The sequence below is a fragment of the Comamonas sp. GW821-FHT11H03 genome (assembly GCF_058807955.1).
Genome location: NZ_JBXARF010000006.1, coordinates 287,107 through 303,889, shown reverse-complemented (window position 1 = coordinate 303,889; position 16,783 = coordinate 287,107). Strand labels below are relative to the sequence as shown.

General features: G+C 60.6%; 16 protein-coding genes. All 16 read left to right on the top strand.

What is annotated here, in order from left to right; genetic code table 11:
* Positions 1-228 precede the first annotated feature (228 nt).
* The 16 genes from hisS to AC1RTQ_RS15555 all read left to right on the top strand — a co-directional run bounded on the left by hisS (position 229) and on the right by AC1RTQ_RS15555 (position 16,558).
* Positions 229-1,497 (top strand): histidine--tRNA ligase, encoded by a 1,269-nt coding sequence (hisS, locus tag AC1RTQ_RS15630; RefSeq protein ID WP_302093233.1) that lies wholly within the window; start codon positions 229-231, stop codon positions 1,495-1,497.
* Between the two features lie 49 nt (positions 1,498-1,546).
* On the top strand, positions 1,547-2,224 hold the full coding sequence (locus AC1RTQ_RS15625) for a YfgM family protein (RefSeq protein WP_492877029.1): 678 nt from the start codon (positions 1,547-1,549) through the stop codon (positions 2,222-2,224).
* Positions 2,225-2,226: 2 nt separating this feature from the next.
* On the top strand, positions 2,227-3,402 hold the full coding sequence (bamB, locus tag AC1RTQ_RS15620; RefSeq protein WP_302089870.1) for an outer membrane protein assembly factor BamB: 1,176 nt from the start codon (positions 2,227-2,229) through the stop codon (positions 3,400-3,402).
* A 15-nt stretch (positions 3,403-3,417) separates the two neighbouring features.
* Entirely contained in the window at positions 3,418-4,758 is a 1,341-nt protein-coding gene (gene der / locus AC1RTQ_RS15615) for a ribosome biogenesis GTPase Der (RefSeq protein ID WP_304349561.1), read from the top strand.
* Positions 4,759-4,862: 104 nt separating this feature from the next.
* Positions 4,863-5,117, top strand: coding sequence for an RNA chaperone Hfq (gene hfq / locus AC1RTQ_RS15610; RefSeq protein ID WP_012839170.1), 255 nt, complete (start codon positions 4,863-4,865; stop codon positions 5,115-5,117).
* 101 nt (positions 5,118-5,218) lie between these two features.
* Positions 5,219-6,382 (top strand): GTPase HflX, encoded by a 1,164-nt coding sequence (gene hflX, locus AC1RTQ_RS15605; protein WP_409816731.1) that lies wholly within the window; start codon positions 5,219-5,221, stop codon positions 6,380-6,382.
* 71 nt (positions 6,383-6,453) lie between these two features.
* Positions 6,454-7,845, top strand: a complete 1,392-nt coding sequence (gene hflK, locus AC1RTQ_RS15600) for an FtsH protease activity modulator HflK (protein WP_087864539.1) — start codon at positions 6,454-6,456, stop codon at positions 7,843-7,845.
* 11 nt (positions 7,846-7,856) lie between these two features.
* Positions 7,857-8,747 carry a protease modulator HflC gene (gene hflC, locus AC1RTQ_RS15595; RefSeq protein ID WP_003077535.1) on the top strand — a complete coding sequence of 297 codons (891 nt, stop codon included), beginning with the start codon at positions 7,857-7,859 and terminating at the stop codon, positions 8,745-8,747.
* Between the two features lie 146 nt (positions 8,748-8,893).
* Complete coding sequence (locus tag AC1RTQ_RS15590) at positions 8,894-9,082, top strand: DUF2065 family protein (RefSeq protein WP_304349560.1); 189 nt, start codon at positions 8,894-8,896, stop codon at positions 9,080-9,082.
* 93 nt (positions 9,083-9,175) lie between these two features.
* On the top strand, positions 9,176-10,324 hold the full coding sequence (locus AC1RTQ_RS15585) for an ATP phosphoribosyltransferase regulatory subunit (protein WP_492877025.1): 1,149 nt from the start codon (positions 9,176-9,178) through the stop codon (positions 10,322-10,324).
* A gap of 37 nt (positions 10,325-10,361) precedes the next feature.
* Positions 10,362-11,738, top strand: coding sequence for an adenylosuccinate synthase (locus tag AC1RTQ_RS15580; RefSeq protein WP_492877023.1), 1,377 nt, complete (start codon positions 10,362-10,364; stop codon positions 11,736-11,738).
* A 40-nt stretch (positions 11,739-11,778) separates the two neighbouring features.
* Positions 11,779-12,303, top strand: a complete 525-nt coding sequence (locus AC1RTQ_RS15575; RefSeq protein ID WP_302089876.1) for a phosphoribosyltransferase — start codon at positions 11,779-11,781, stop codon at positions 12,301-12,303.
* 280 nt (positions 12,304-12,583) lie between these two features.
* Positions 12,584-13,753, top strand: coding sequence for a YncE family protein (locus tag AC1RTQ_RS15570; RefSeq protein ID WP_492877021.1), 1,170 nt, complete (start codon positions 12,584-12,586; stop codon positions 13,751-13,753).
* 73 nt (positions 13,754-13,826) lie between these two features.
* Positions 13,827-14,654 carry a polysaccharide deacetylase family protein gene (locus AC1RTQ_RS15565; RefSeq protein ID WP_302089878.1) on the top strand — a complete coding sequence of 276 codons (828 nt, stop codon included), beginning with the start codon at positions 13,827-13,829 and terminating at the stop codon, positions 14,652-14,654.
* 21 nt (positions 14,655-14,675) lie between these two features.
* Positions 14,676-15,656 carry a sterol desaturase family protein gene (locus AC1RTQ_RS15560; RefSeq protein ID WP_492877019.1) on the top strand — a complete coding sequence of 327 codons (981 nt, stop codon included), beginning with the start codon at positions 14,676-14,678 and terminating at the stop codon, positions 15,654-15,656.
* A gap of 14 nt (positions 15,657-15,670) precedes the next feature.
* The gene (locus AC1RTQ_RS15555) at positions 15,671-16,558 is read left to right on the top strand and encodes an EI24 domain-containing protein (RefSeq protein WP_492877132.1); all 888 of its coding nucleotides are present in this window, start codon (positions 15,671-15,673) and stop codon (positions 16,556-16,558) included.
* Positions 16,559-16,783 lie beyond the last annotated feature (225 nt).

Genomic DNA, 16,783 nt, shown 5'->3' with positions numbered 1-16,783 from the left:
GAGCGCTTGCAGCGGCCCAGCATGCGGGTGGTGATTGCGCTTGCTGGCACAATGCCAGCGAGCCAAGACTTTGGAATTGATAGCTGCTTGCGCACTATCTGTATGGATTTGAATTAGGTTTCTAGTTGAAGTGCATGATTGCCGTGCGCAATATGCTCTTGTTTTGCTAGTAACCCAAGTGTGAGACTTCACGTGGCCAAGAACGAAAAACTGACCGCCGTCAAAGGCATGAACGACATTCTCCCACCCGATTCGGCGCGTTGGGAGTGGTTTGAAGCCAAGGTGCGCGATCTGATGGGGCGCTTTGCCTATCGCAATATCCGCACTCCCATCGTCGAGCCCACGGCCCTGTTTGTGCGCGGCCTGGGCGAGGTGACCGATATCGTCGAAAAGGAGATGTACTCCTTCGAGGACAAGCTCAACGGCGAGCACCTGACCCTGCGCCCCGAAGGCACGGCCGGCGTGGTGCGTTCGGTGGTGGAAAACAATCTGCTCTACGAAGGCGGCAAGCGCCTGTTCTACATCGGCCAGATGTTTCGCCACGAACGTCCCCAGCGCGGCCGCTATCGCCAGTTCCATCAGGTCGGTGTGGAAGCCATGGGCTTTGCCGGCCCCGAGCTGGATGCCGAAGTGATTTTGCTGGCCGCTCAACTTTGGAAAGAGCTGGGCATTGAAGGCGTGCGTCTGGAGCTCAACAGCCTGGGTCAGCCCGAGGAGCGCAAGGCGCATCGCGCGGCCCTGATCGCCTACTTCGAGCAGCACACCGAGGTGATGGACGAGGAGGCCAAGCGCCGCATGTACAGCAACCCGCTGCGCGTGCTGGATACCAAGAATCCGGCCATGCAGGACATGGTCAACGCAGCGCCCAAGCTGATGGACTACCTGGGTGATGCCTCCAAGGCGCATCTGAAGGCCGTGCAGGAGATTCTGGATGCCAACGATGTGGCCTGGAGCCTGAACCCGCGTCTGGTGCGCGGCATGGACTACTACAACCTCACGGTGTTCGAGTTCATTACCGACAAGCTGGGCTCGCAAGGCACGATCTGCGGCGGCGGTCGTTACGACTATCTGATCGAGGAAATCGGCGGCAAGCCCGCTCCGGCCGTAGGCTGGGGCATGGGTGTGGAGCGCGTGCTCGAAGTGCTCAAGGAGGTGGGGGCCGAGATTCCCCAGCCCGCAGCCGATGTCTACGCCATCATTCCCGACGCCTCGGCGCTGCCCCAGGTCTTCAAGACTGTGCAGCAGCTGCGCGCCGCCGGTGTGGCGGTGCAGATGCATGCAGCGGCCGGCGGCTCTGCCGAAGGCATGGGCTCGATGAAATCCCAGTTCAAGAAGGCCGATGGCTCGGGTGCACGCTTTGCCCTGATCTTCGGCGCCGACGAGCTGGCCCAGGGCAAGGTGACTGTGAAGTCGCTGCGCGATGGCGAAGGCCAGCAGGTGCAGCAAGCTCTGGCGGATGTGGCCTTGTGGGCCGGCAGCCTAAAATCGGCGGTTTGATTTTCCGCTTCCCGTTTTCCGACCAGCGTTCCACTCAATCTAAGTAGCCATGGCAAATCATCTCGATCTTGAAGAACAAGAGCAAATTGAGCAGCTCAAGCATTTCTGGAATTCCTGGGGAACCCTGATCACCAGCGTGCTGGTCGTGGTCTTTCTCGGGCTGGCCGGCTGGAACGGCTGGCAGTACTGGCAAAAGCGTCAGGCCACCCAGGCCTCGGCCCTGGAGTTCGCCGTGGACGAAGCACTGACGGCCAAGGATGCGGCGCGCGCCGACCAGGCATTCAGCGAGCTGCGGGACAAGTACGCGGGCACGGCGCAGGCCGCCCAGACGGCTTTGCTGATGGCCAAGGCCTCGGTGGATGCCGGCAAGCTCGATGACGCCAAGGCTCAGCTGAGCTGGGTGGCCGACAAGGGCGATGAAGGCTTCAAGGCCCTCGCTCGCATTCGTCTGTCTTCCGTGCTGGAGCAGCAAAAAAGCTATGACGAAGGCCTGAAGGTGCTTGAGGCGTCCATGCCCGAGTCCTATGCCGGTCTGCAGGCTGATCGCCGTGGCGATCTGTATGTGGCGCTGGGCAAGCAGGCTGAGGCGGTTGCCCAGTACCAGGCAGCCTACAAGGCGCTGGACAAGGATCTGGACTACCGCCATCTGGTGGAATTCAAGCTGAACGCGCTGGGCGTGGCTCCTGAAGCCGCAACCCTGGTAAAGACAACGCCGTCGGAGAAATAATCTTGAAGACTTTTGCCCATCAAGTGAAGTCCGCTGCCCCTGCAGCGCAATCCGCAGCCCGTGTGCTGGTGCTGACTGCTGTGGCCGCGTCGCTGGCTGCCTGCTCCATGTTCGGCGGCAAGGACAAGCCCAAGCCACAGGATCTGGGCCCCAACCCCGGCAAGATCGCCGTGCACCAGGCCTGGTCGGCCAAGCTCGGCAGCGAAGTGCCTCTGGCCATGCCTGCGCTGGTGCAGGGCAATACTGTCACCGTGGTCACCAAGGATGGCAGCGTTACCACGCTTGATGGCAATACCGGCAGCCAGCTGGGCAAGTTCAGTGCGGGCGAGCCGCTGACCACCGGCGTGGGCAGCGACGGCCAGCGCACAGCGGTGGTGACACGCAGCAACCAGCTCATGGTGTTTGCCGAAGGCAAGCAGCTGTGGAAGAACAACCTGACCGCAGCGGTCTATACGCCGCCTCTGGTGGCTGGCGGTCGCGTGTTCGTGATGGCGGCTGATCGTTCTTTAGCTGCTTTCGATGCCAATACGGGTCGTGAGCTGTGGTCGGTTGAAGGCCCCAGCAATGAACCGCTTATTTTGCGACAGCCAGGCGTTTTGCAGGCCGTTGGTAATAATCTGGTGGTAGGCGTGTCCGGACGTCTGGCAGGCGTTGATCCTGACAATGGCTCGGTGCGCTGGATGGCTCCTCTGGCCGCACCGCGCGGAACCAACGATGTGGAGCGACTGGTAGATCTGGTCGGTCCCGTCAGCCGTGTGGGCAGCAGTGTCTGTGCACGTGCGTTCCAGGCCTCGGTGGGGTGTGTGGATGTGAGCACGGCCAATGTGCGCTGGACGCAGACCTCCAAGGGCAGCGACGGCGTGGCGGGCGACGAGCAGGCCGTGTTTGGTGCGGAAGGCAACGGCACGGTGCAGGCCTGGAATCGTGCAGACGGTCAGCGTCTGTGGTCCATCGACAAGCTGCAGTACCGCAAGCTGACTGCGCCTTTGGTGCTGGGCCGCTCCGTGGTGCTGGCCGATGATTTGGGGACAGTGCATATGCTCTCGCGTGAAGACGGCTCTGCACTGGCCCGTTTGGAAACTGACAAGGCAGGAGTTGCCACTTCCCCGGTTGTCGCCGCCAATACTCTGGTGATCGTCAGCCGAAGCGGAACTGTGTATGGCTTCAAGCCGGATTGATAGGTTGTTTTTGGAATGAAGCCAGTTATTGCCCTGGTAGGGCGCCCCAATGTGGGCAAGTCGACGCTGTTCAATCGACTCACGAAGTCGAGGGATGCCATCGTCGCCGACTTTGCAGGGCTGACGCGTGACCGCCATTACGGCCAGGGCCGTCAGGGCAAGCATGAGTACATCGTCATCGATACGGGCGGTTTCGAGCCGGACGCATCGCGCGGCATCTTCAAGGAGATGGCCAAGCAGACGCAGCAGGCCGTGGCGGAAGCCGATGTCGTGATCTTCGTGCTGGATGCGCGTGCCGGTCTTTCCGGTCAGGATCATGAAATCGGCAACTACCTGCGCCGTCTGGGCAAACCCACCATGCTGGTGGCCAACAAGGCCGAAGGCATGCAGGATGGTGCGCATCTGTCCGAGTTCTATGAGCTGGGTCTCGGCGATGTCGTGCCTGTGTCTGCAGCCCACGGTCAGGGTGTGCGCAGCCTGGTCGATGCGGCTCTGGGCCTCCTGAACTTGCCCGAGCCCGAAGAGGAAACTTTTGGCGAGGAAGACCAGAAGCCCGTGCGTCTGGCGGTGGCTGGCCGTCCCAACGCCGGCAAGTCCACGCTGATCAACACCTGGCTGGGTGAAGAGCGCCTGGTGGCTTTCGACATGCCCGGCACCACGCGTGATGCGATCACCGTGCCTTTCGAGCGCAATGGTCAGAAGTTCGAGCTGATCGATACAGCCGGTCTGCGCCGCAAGGGCAAGGTGTTTGAAGCCATCGAGAAATTCTCGGTGGTCAAGACGCTGCAGGCCATCGAAGGCGCCAACGTCGTGCTGCTGCTGATCGATGCCACGGAAGGCGTGACCGACCAAGACGCTCATATCGCGGGCTATATCCTGGAGAGCGGTCGCTCGGTCGTGTTGGCCATCAACAAATGGGATGCCGTGGATGACTACCAGCGCCAGATGCTGGAGCGCTCCATCGAGACGCGCCTGTCCTTCCTGAAGTTTGCGCCGCTGCACTTCATCTCGGCACAGAAGCGCCAGGGTCTCGAGCCGCTGTGGAAGTCCATCATCCAGGCCCATCGTGCAGCCACCTGCAAGATGCCTACGCCGGTGTTGACGCGCATTCTGATGGAGTCGATCCAGTTCCAGACGCCCAAGAAGGTGGGAGCCTATCGCCCCAAGATGCGCTATGCCCACCAGGGCGGCATGAACCCGCCCATCATCGTGATCCATGGCAACTCGCTGGAACTGGTCACCGATGCCTACAAGCGCTTTCTGGAGGGTCGGTTCCGCAAGGAGTTCAATTTGGTCGGAACACCGTTGCGCATCGACTTGAAAACCTCCCATAATCCTTACGCCGACAAGGATTAATATCTGCCTGCTGGAGCCTGCGGGAAAACCCCTTTTACTGTTTTTCCCGGGCCCTGTGGTAACGTGTCGGTTTACAACAACACTCTTCGAACACGGAGAATATCGTGAGCAATAAAGGTCAACTCCTCCAAGATCCGTTCCTGAACGCACTGCGTCGTGAACACGTGCCGGTCTCCATCTATCTGGTCAACGGCATCAAGCTGCAAGGCCAAATCGAGTCGTTCGACCAATATGTGGTGCTTCTGCGCAACACTGTCACCCAGATGGTTTACAAGCACGCCATCTCCACCATCGTTCCCGGTCGCGCCGTGAACTTCTCGGCCGCTACTCCGGCTGACAACGACGCCGCTGCTGCCTAAGCTTTCTTGCGTCAACGCCCGCCGGCTAGCCCGGCGCGGCTTTTACCCTACGGGACAGGTATTTGAGTTCTGAATCCTTTGAACGTTCCGCGTCTGCTCCAGTGCTGCTGGTGGGCGTGGATTTTGGTGTTCCCCATTTTGACGACGAGCTGGAAGAGCTGGGCCTGTTGGCACAGACCGCTGGCTTGCAACCCGTGGCGCGCTTGACCTGCAAGCGCAAAGCCCCCGATCCCGCGTTGTTCGTGGGCAGTGGCAAGGCGGATGAAATCCGCATGCTGGCCCAGATGCACGGCGCCAAGGAAGTCTGGTTCGACCAGGCCCTGAGTCCGGCGCAGCAGCGCAATCTGGAGCGCCATATCCAGATGCCGGTCAACGACCGGACCATGCTGATTCTGGAAATCTTCGCCCAGCGTGCACGCAGCCATGAAGGCAAGCTGCAGGTGGAGTTGGCTCGCCTGCAATACATCAGCACGCGCCTGGTGCGCCGCTGGAGTCACCTGGAGCGTCAGGCCGGCGGTATCGGCGGCCGTGGCGGCCCCGGTGAAAAGCAGATCGAGCTGGACCGCCGCATGATTGACGATGCCATCAAGCGCACCAAGGAGCGCCTGAAAAAGGTCAAGAAGCAGCGCTCTACGCAGAGGCGCCAGCGCTCGCGTCGCGAAGTTTTCAATATTTCCCTGGTTGGCTATACCAATGCCGGCAAATCCACGCTGTTCAATGCCATGGTGAAGGCTCGCGCCTATGCCGCAGATCAGCTGTTTGCCACGCTGGATACCACCACCCGGCAGATGTATCTGGTGGAGGCCGAGGAGTCGGTTTCCCTGTCGGATACCGTCGGTTTTATTCGTGACTTGCCGCACGGTCTGGTGGATGCTTTCCAGGCGACCTTGCAGGAGGCGATTGACGCCGATCTGCTGCTGCATGTCGTGGATGCATCGAACCCCGGATTCCCGGAACAAATACAACAAGTCCAAAAAGTTCTGGGTGAAATCGGGGCCGATGATGTGCCTCAGATTCTGGTTTTCAACAAGCTGGATGCCATTGAGCCCGAGCGTCAGCCTGCCATGCTGCAGGATATGTATGAGCTCGATGGCACACCGGTGCCGCGTGTGTTTGTCAGTGCTCGCTCGGGGCAGGGGCTGGCGCAGCTGCGGCAGATGTTGGCTGACCGGGTTTTGCAGGTACGTGAAGAGGCGGCACGCGAAGAAGTCGAGGGGCAGGACGATACGTACTGGATGTCCCCTGATGACGACGCGCAATACTAGGGGCTTGCGTTCCTATTGGGCACAATGCTTGCCATGGTCCATGTCTTTTTGAAAACACAGAGACGTCTCGCATGAATTTTTCACAACGCGTCCATCGCCTGGCGGTGCTGCCGCAACGCATTCGCGGGATGTTCAATTTGAACGATCCGCGCTGGGGTCGTGGCGACAACAACAACGAAGATGGCTCCAAGCCGGACAGCTCGGCACCCGAAGGGGAGCGTCCTCCGATGCCGCCCGCACCCGAGCAGCGGCCTCGTCCTTCCTCTTCCCAGCAAGGCCAGCCGCCTGATCTGGAGGAGGTGTGGCGTGATCTCAATCGCAAGCTTTCCGGTCTGTTCGGTGGTGGCTCCGGCAATGGCCGTGGTGTGCCGCCCAGCCGAAGTGGCGGCCAGCCTGGCGAGCCGTTCAACCCCGGTAAAGGAATTTTCCTGATTGCCGGCGTGGCCGTGCTGATCTGGCTGGGTACAGGCTTTTTCATCGTGCAGGAAGGCCAGCAGGCCGTCATCACGCAGTTCGGCAAGTACAAGAGCACCGTGGGAGCGGGCTTTAACTGGCGCCTGCCTTATCCCGTTCAAAAGCATGAGCTGGTCTACGTTTCGCAGATTCGCTCGGCCGAGGTGGGCAGCGACAACATCGTGCGCAGCACGGGGCTGCGTGAATCGGCAATGCTTACCGAGGACGAGAACATCGTCGAGATCAAGTTTGCCGTCCAGTATCGTCTGAGCGACGCGCGAGCATGGTTGTTCGAAAGCCGCAGTCCTTCCGAGGCCGTGATCCAGGTCGCCGAGTCCGCCGTGCGTGAAGTCGTCGGCAAGATGAAGATGGATGCGGCTTTGGCTGAGGAGCGTGACCAGATCGCGCCGCGAGTACGCGATCTGATGCAGTCCATTCTGGATCGCTACAAGGTGGGCGTTGAAGTGGTGGGCATCAATATGCAGCAAGGCGGCGTGCGTCCCCCCGAGCAGGTGCAGGCCTCGTTTGACGATGTGCTCAAGGCTGGTCAGGAGCGTGAGCGTGCCAAGAATGAGGCCCAGGCTTATGCCAACGATGTGGTGCCCCGCGCTGCGGGTGCCGCGGCGCGTCTGGGTGAGGAGGCTGCGGCCTACAAGTCCAAGATCGTGGCCCAGGCTCAGGGTGATGCCGGACGCTTCAGTTCGCTGTATTCCGAGTACCAGAAGGCTCCTCAGGTCACACGCGACCGTCTCTACATCGATGCGATGCAGCAGGTCTACACCAACGTGACCAAGGTTCTGGTGGAGTCGCGCCAGGGCTCCAATCTGCTGTATCTGCCTCTGGACAAGATCATGCAGAACGTGGGTGGCAGTGCCGCTGCTCCCGCTGCGTCGGGTGATGCGGCTGCTGGCGGCGCAGCTTCGGCTCCAGCCAACGTACGTGTAGTACCCAATCCCGCCGGTGATGCGCGTAGCCGCGATGCGCGCAGCCGTGACCGTGACGCACGCTAGGAGAGAATGCAGTGAATCGAATCGGATTTTTTGTGACCAGCATTCTCGTGGTGCTGGCCTTGCTGAGCTCGACCCTGTTTGTCGTGGATCAGCGTCAGTTCGGGGTGGTCTATGCGCTGGGTCAGATCAAGGAAGTGATCACCGAGCCCGGGCTGAACTTCAAGCTGCCGCCACCGTTGCAGAACGTGCGCTACATCGATAAGCGTCTGCTGACGCTCGACAGCACCGATACCGAGCCCATGCTCACGGCTGAAAAGCAGCGCGTGGTCATCGACTGGTATGTGCGCTGGCGCATCTCCGAGCCTTCGGAATACATCCGTAACGTGGGTCTGGATGAATCTGCCGGTGCCATGCAGCTCAACCGTGTGGTGCGCAATGCCTTTCAGGAAGAGATCAACCGTCGCACCGTGCGTGAGCTGCTGTCTTCCAAGCGTGAAACGCTGATGGCCGACGTCAAGCGTGAAGTGCTGGAAACCGTGCGCGGCTCCAAGCCCTGGGGTGTCGACATCGTCGATGTGCGCATCACTCGCGTGGACTATGCCGAGACCATCACCGAGTCCGTCTATCGCCGTATGGAGGCCGAGCGCAAGCGCGTGGCCAACGAGCTGCGCTCCACGGGCGCGGCTGAAGGTGAAAAGATTCGCGCCGAGGCCGACCGTCAACGTGACATCACCATTGCCAATGCCTACCGCGATGCCCAGAAGATCAAGGGTGAGGGCGATGCTGAAGCCGCACGTGTCTACGCAGAATCCTTTGGCAAGGATCCGCAGTTTGCGCAGTTCTATCGCAGTCTGGATGCTTACAAGGAGAGCTTCTCCAAGAAGAGCGATGTGCTGGTGCTCGATCCTTCGCAAAGCGACTTCTTCAAGGCTTATCGCAGTGGCGGTTCTGCGGGCAAATAAGCCCTGGCTGGCGCAAGTTCGGATCAGGCATGGTGTGTTGCCGATAGCAATGCCTGTGGTGCATCCTGGTTTGCGCAAGTTCGGAGAGCTTTGACAACGATACAAACAATGGCCCCTTGAGGGCCATTGCTTATTGGGGGATTGCAATGGACTGGTGGGAGAGTCTGGGGCTGGCGATCGCCATGCTGCTGGTGCTGGAAGGGCTGCTGCCCCTGTTTGCTCCCGGGCTGTGGCGCCAGCTGTTTGCCCAACTGCTGCAGCTCAGGGATGGGCAGCTGCGCTTTTGCGGATTGCTCTGTATCGCAGCAGGCGCCATCATGCTGGTGCTGCTTTGAATACTGCCGATACTGGCTAGGCCTTAGCGGTCAAATTGGGCGGGGCTGGCAAAGCCGGTAGAATCACGTTTTTAACAGCCTCCCCATTTCTCCATGTCTGCTTGGGTCCTGCCGGATCACATTGCCGATGTTTTGCCCTCCGAGGCACGGCACATCGAAGAATTGCGTCGAGGATTGCTCGATACTGCGCGCAGCTATGGCTATGAGCTTGTCATGCCACCCATGCTGGAGTATCTGGAGTCCTTGCTGACGGGTACAGGCGAAGCTCTTGCCCTTCAAACCTCCAAACTGATTGACCAGCTCTCCGGTCGCACCATGGGCCTGCGTGCAGACATGACGCAGCAGGTGGCACGCATTGATGCACATTTGCTCAATCGCAAGGGCGTAACCCGTCTGTGCTACTGCGGCCCTGTCGTTCATGCGCGTCCCGATCGTCCGCGTGCCACGCGTGAGCCGTTCCAGTTCGGTGCTGAAATCTACGGTCATGAAGGCCTGGAAGCCGACCTCGAAGCCTTGCACCTGGCTCTGGACTGCCTCAAGGGCGCGGGCGTCAAGGACGTCATCGTGGACCTGGCCGATGTGCGCATCGTGCGCAGTCTGCTGGCCGGCGTGATGGTGGACGAGCAAGTGCTGCGAGGCGTTCATGCAGCCCTGGCTTCCAAGGATGCAACCGAGCTGGCCCAGCTGAGCCGCGATTTCCCCGAAGCTTCGCGTGAAGGCCTGATGGCGCTGCTGCAGCTCTACGGCGGCATGGAAGTGCTCGATCAAGCGGAAAAGCTGCTCGAGCGCACTGCCGGCGTGCGCAATGTGCTGTCACATTTGCGCTGGCTGGTGCAGCATCTGGATGGCGTCAAGGTCAGCTTCGACCTGGCCGATCTGCGTGGCTACTCCTACTACAGCGGTACTCGCTTTGCGATCTATGTGCCCGGCGGCAGCGATGCCCTGGTGCGCGGTGGCCGTTACGACGAAGTCGGTGCAGTGTTCGGGCGCAATCGTCCCGCTGCCGGCTTCAGTCTCGATATCAAACAACTGGTGGCTGTCGTGCCCGAGCGTCCGCTCAAGGCTGCCATTCGCGCTCCCTGGGGCGATGACGCGCAAGTGGCAGCCGCCATTGCCGCATTGCGCCAGCAGGGCGAGACGGTGGTCTGCGTGCTGCCAGGGCATGAAAGCGAAGTGGACGAGTTCCACTGCGACCGGGAGCTTGCCAATGTTGGCGGGCAATGGGTCGTGCAAGCCATTTAAGGCATTTGACTAATTCTTCGATTTATCGGATTGGAATATGAATACATCCAAAGGTCGCAATGTGGTCGTCGTCGGCACCCAGTGGGGTGATGAGGGCAAGGGCAAGCTGGTCGACTGGCTGACCGAGAGCGCCAACGGCGTCGTACGTTTCCAGGGCGGTCACAACGCCGGCCACACACTGGTCATCAATGGCGTGAAGACGGCTCTGCACCTGATTCCCAGCGGCATCATGCGTCCCGGCGTGAAGTGCTACATCGGCAATGGTGTGGTGCTCTCCGTGGGCAAGCTGTTTGAAGAAATCGAAGGTCTGGAAAAGGCCGGTGTGCAAGTGCGTGAGCGCCTGCGCGTGTCCGAAGCCTGCCCGCTGATCCTGCCTTTCCACCAGGCTCTGGACGTGGCCCGTGAAGCGGCCCGTGAAAAGGGTGGCGTGCAGAAGATCGGCACCACCGGCAAGGGCATCGGCCCTTCCTACGAAGACAAGATCGCCCGCCGCGCCCTGCGCGTGCAGGACCTGAAGCACCCCGAGCGCTTCGCCACCAAGCTGCGCGAGTTGCTGAGCCTGCACAACCACATTCTGGTGAATGTGCTGGGTTCCAGGAACTTCGACTTCGGCGCCGGCCTGGCTGCCTACATGAAGGATGGCGAAGTTCAGTTCGACGCCGTGTACGACGAGGCCATGCATCATGCCGAGCTGATCAAGCCCATGATTGCCGATGTTTCGCGCGAGCTCAACGCAGTGCACGCCGAAGGCGGCAACCTGCTGTTCGAAGGCGCGCAAGGCACGCTGCTGGACGTGGATCACGGCACCTACCCCTATGTCACCTCGTCCAACTGCGTGGCAGGCAATGCTGCCGCAGGCGCTGGCGTGGGCCCCGGTCTGCTGCACTACATCCTGGGTATCACCAAGGCTTACTGCACTCGCGTAGGCGGCGGTCCCTTCCCCACCGAGCTGGAATGGGAAAAGGAAGGCACTCCGGGCTGGGTGATGTCCACTGTGGGCGCCGAGAAGGGCGTGACCACCGGCCGCTCGCGCCGCTGCGGCTGGTTCGATGCCGCGCTGCTCAAGCGTTCGGCCCAGATCAACGGTCTGTCCGGTCTGTGCATCACCAAGCTGGACGTGCTGGACGGCATCGAAGAGCTGCAACTGTGCGTGGGCTATGAGCTTGACGGCGAGAAGATCGACCTGCTGCCTCTGGGCGCGGACGATATCGAGCGCTGCAAGCCCATCTACGAATCCATTCCTGGCTGGACAGACTCCACCGTGGGTGTGACCGACTACGACAAGCTGCCCGTGAATGCTCGCCGTTATCTGGACCGTATCGCCGAAGTGACCGGTGTGCCCATTGCCATGGTGTCCACCAGCCCCGACCGCGACCACACCATCCTGATGCACAACCCGTACAGCGCCGCCTGAACGGGCCGGGTTTTACTGAACTTTCAAAGGAACTGTGCCCATGCTGACAGAAGACGGTAAGCACCTGTATGTGAGCTACGACGAGTACCACGGTCTCATCGAAAAGCTCGCCATCAAGATCCACCAGTCCGGCTGGGAATTCGACACCATCCTGTGCCTGGCACGCGGTGGTCTGCGTCCCGGCGACATCCTGAGCCGCATTTTCGACAAGCCTCTGGCCATCATGTCCACCAGCTCCTACCGCGCCGAAGCCGGCACGGTGCAGGGCCATCTGGACATCGGTCGCTTCATCGCCACGCCCAAGGGCGACATTTCCGGCCGCGTGCTGCTGGTGGACGATCTGGCGGACTCGGGCGCGACGCTCAAGGCCGTGATCGCCATGCTCAAGACCAACTATGCTCCAATCACTGAGCTGCGCAGCGCCGTGATCTGGACCAAGGGTGTGTCGACTTTCGAGCCTGACTACTCGGTGGACTATCTGGGTACCAACCCCTGGATTCACCAGCCTTTCGAAGGCTATGACACGCTGAGTCCCGAAAAGCTGGCGGAGAAGTGGAAGGTCTGAGGACCCGTCACCGACGTTGGCAAAGGAGCCCTTCTGGGGCTCCTTTTTTTATAGAGCAATGATGTTCATCAATAAATGAGCGCCATGTGTCTTTATTTCAACGGTTTCAAGCTTTTTTAAAGCTGTACCGTAATAAAAGCAGGAGCTAGCTGCTCCTGTTTTTGAATTGTTGTCATGATGCGGCCTGCGCCGATCAGGCAAGGTTGGCGCGGCATTTCAACAAGCTTTGTAAACCAGAAGGCTTGTGTTGGCAGCGGCTGCATTGACGCAGCTACACTGCATGGATTCTGAGAAGGTGGTGGTTGTGGGACGTCTTTCTATTGGGCGCACTGGCGCTGCTGTGGCATTGGTCGTGGGCGTGGGCGCTGCGGCATGGTTGGGGGCTTCGGCCTTGCCCGGTTTCAAGTCTGCCAAGGCAGCCGCACCAGCGGTCGCGGCAGTGCCAGCAGTCACGCCCGCAGCTGCTGTGCCGGCCGGTACAGCGCCTGCGCTGCCTGCCGCAGTCAAGCCGGCACAGGCAGCGCGTGCCGTTCAAGGCCCCACGCCCATCTTTGTGCTGAACTCCCTGGATGCATCCATCAGTGTGATCGATCCGCAGACCTGGAAAGAGCAGTCGCGCATTCCCACGGGCAAGGAGCCTCATCACCTGTACCTGACGCCAGATGAGAAGTCGCTGGTGGTGGCCAATGCCCTGGGCGATTCGCTGACTCTGGTGGATCCGCGCACGGGTGCCGTGCAGCGCGTGATCCGCGACATCGTGGATCCGTACCATCTGCGCTTTTCGCCGGACATGAAGTGGTTTGTCACGGCTGCCAACCGACTCAATCACATCGACTTTTACCGCTGGGATGCGGCCACGCAGACGCCGACGCTGGTCAAACGGGTCTCCACGGGCAAGACGCCCAGCCATCTGTTCATCGACGCGCAGAGCAAGACGCTTTACTCCACCATGCAGGACAGCGATGCCCTGGTGGCCATCGATATCGCCACCCAGACCATCAAGGCTCGTGTGCCCACCGGCCCCATGCCTGCGGACGTCTACGGCAGCCCTGACGGCAAGAAGCTGTTTGTCGGCCTGACGGGCGGCGAAGGCGTCGAGGTGTTCGACATCACGGCTCCTGAGCCACGCAGCCTGGGTCAGATCAAGACGGCAGCCGGAGCGCATGCCTTCCGCGCTGCCGGCGATGATCGCCATCTGTACGTGAGCAATCGCGTGGCTAATACCATCAGCAAGATCGATATGCTCAGCAGCCAGGTCGTGGCCAACTACCCGGCACCGGGCGGCCCGGACTGCATGGATGTCTCGGCCGACGGCCGCTACATCTTTGTGGCCTCGCGCTGGGCGCGCAAGCTGTCGGTGATCGACACGGTGGAGAAGAAGGTGGTCAATCAGGTCAATGTGGGCAAGTCGCCCCACGGGGTCTGGACGCTGTCCCACGCCGCGCGCTAAAGCGCTTGTCCCACGCCGCATCGGAGCGGCGGGGGCGGCCTGGTTTTCGTGTTGACCACCTCAAGGAGGGTGGATGCAAAGACGTTGTTTCATGCTCGGCTCGCTGGTCGGCAGCCTGCCTGCCGTTCCAGCCTTCGCTGCCGAAGCTTCAAAGAAGATGGCTTCAGGCACATGCTCCAAGGCGGTTTACCTGACTTTTGACACAGGGCATATGGGCATTGCCCAGTGGGTCGCCCAGGTTCTGCAAAAGCACAAGGTGTCCGTCACATTCTTTGCAGCCAATGAGGCCACGAAGGAGGGGGGCAGCAGTCTGGGTGACTTCTGGGCCCCGTGGTGGAAGGCGCGTGCCGACGAAGGTCACCAGCTCGCATCCCATACCTTCGACCATATGTACTGGCTGGCCGATATTCGCGACAAGGCCACGGGCCAGGTCACGCACTTCAAGGTCAAGCCCTCGGCCGGGCCCAGGGCCGGCCAGAGCTTTGTGGTGTCTGCCGATGAGTACCGGCAGGAGATTGCGCGCTCCGCCCAGCGGCTGACCCAGATCACGGGCCGCAAGACCTTGCCGCTGTATCGCGCTCCGGGCGGCAAGACATCGCCAGCGCTGATTGCCGCAGCGCAGCAGGGCGGCTTTCAGCATGTGGGCTGGGCGCCGGCAGGCTTTCTGGGCGACGAGCTGCCCAGCGACAAATATCCGAATGAACGCTTGCTGGCCCAGGCACTCAAAAACATAGGTAACGGCGATATCTTGCTGGCGCACCTGGGGATCTGGTCGCGCCAGGATCCCTGGGCCCCGGCGGTGCTGGAGCCGCTGATCGTCGGTCTGCTGGATAAGGGTTTTTGCTTTCGTACGCTGGCCGAGCATCCGGCGTATCAGGGCTGGATTGCGCAGCACCGCTGAGTGCTGCAGGAGGAGTGAGTCGTGGATTGGTTGGTTCAGATGTTTGGTGAGGCGCAGCAACGTCTGTTCGAAGGCGTGGTGCAGCCGTTTCTGTTCCATTTCGGCATGGCGAACCTGCTCGAAGATGGCTACACGGCCACGGGCTGGCTGCTGGTGGGGCTGCTGCAGATAGCAGTCATGGTCGCGGTGATCGTGCCGCTGCAGCGCTGGAGGCCGGTCGAGCCCGTGGTGGACCGCCAGGCGATTCGTGTGGACATCCTCTATACGCTGATTCATCGGCTGGGACTGTTCAGGCTGGCCTTGTTCTTCACGACGGAGCCGCTGTGGAATTCGCTCATGGGCCAGCTCCATGTCTGGGGCTTGCCGGGCTTTCACCTTGACGATATCTGGCCGGGCGTGACGGACAATGGCTGGGTCAGTCTGTTGATGTATCTGGTGGTCTTCGATCTGGTCGAGTACTGGATTCATCGAGGCCAGCACGGCTTTGCCTGGTGGTGGAAGCTGCATGCCGTGCACCACTCGCAGCGCCAGATGACGGTGTGGAGCGACAACCGCAATCACCTGCTCGACGACGTGATCCATGACGCCATCATCGTGCTGGTGGCCCAGCTGATTGGAGTGGCTCCGGGGCAGTTCGTGGCCATCGTGGCCCTGACCCAGCTCAGCGAGAGCTTTCAGCATGCCAACGTGCGCATCTGGTTTGGCCAACTGGGCGAGCGCCTGTGGATCAGCCCGCGCTTTCACCGCCGCCATCACGCCATCGGTATTGGCCACGAACCCATGGCGCCCGTGCGCAACAAGAAGGTGCACGGCAACAACTTCGGCATATTGCTGCCCTGGTGGGACATATTGTTTGGCACGGCCAACTTCGATCTGCGCTATGACCCCACTGGCATTCGCGATCAGGTGCAAGCGAATGCAAAAGGACAATTGCGCGACTATGGTCGTGGCTTCTGGGCGCAGCAGTGGCTGGCTGTCCTGCGATTGATGGGTCGCGCATAAGTCAATCCTTGAGTATGCTTGCCAGCATGAGCTTGCTACTCGACTCTTTTTGGCGTGCCCTGGCGTATTGCCTGCATAAGCGGGTCATTGTCTGGTCACTCTTGCCGCTGCTGGCCATGGCCTTGATGGCCTGGCTTCTTGGTTACTTCTTCTGGGCCGATGCGGTCCTCAAGGTGCAAAGCCTGCTGGACGGGGTGGGCTGGCTGCATGCCTTGTGGCTATGGCTGCAAGGGCTGGGCCTTGGGTATGCCTCGGAGGTGGTGGCTTCCATTTTTGTGGTGTTGGGAGCAATGCCGGTACTCGTGGTGCTGGTTTTGCTGCTGGTGGGCCTGTTCATGTCACCAGTGCTGACGCAGCTGGTGGCCGAGAAGCGCTTTGTCGGGCTGGAGAAAAAGCATGGCGGCTCTACCGTGGCCAGCCTGGTCTGGTCGGGTGGCTCCACGCTGATTGCGCTGCTGGCCTTGTTTGTCACTTTGCCGCTATGGGTGTTCCCGCCGCTGATGCTGGTGGTGGCTCCCCTGATCTGGGGCTGGCTCACCTACAGGGTCATGGCATTTGACGCCTTGTCCGAGCATGCCAGCAAGGATGAGCGCCGGGCCTTGTTTGCCCGTCACCGCATGTCGCTCATTCTGATGGGGGTGATCTGCGGCTATCTGGGCACAGCACCCGGTGTGGTCTGGATTTCCGGGCTGCTGTTCCTGGCCGCTTTCTGGATTCTGATTCCGATTGCGATCTGGATCTATGCGCTGGTGTTTGCCTTCTCTGCACTGTGGTTTGCTCACTTCTGTCTGGCGGCGCTGGAGCAGATGAGGGTGCAGACCATGCCGAGTGCCGCTGATCCACAGGTTCCGTTTGCACCTGGTGCAGATGATTCCGGTGGTGCAGCTTCGGTGGCTCGCTGAGAAGCATCTGCAGCAGGCATGAATCAGGCGCCATGCACCAAAAACAATCTTATTTTCGAAATGCACCACATTGGTGCCAATATATTCACCAAGATGGTGCATGTGTGGGGTGTGCTCTGGCAGTGAGACAATGCGCGTCTGTTTGGTGCAGTTTGCAGATGCGGCTCTGGTAAGTGCTTATGTCTTGTGCCGAATATCTTTACACCAAGGCTCGGTTTCGGTGCG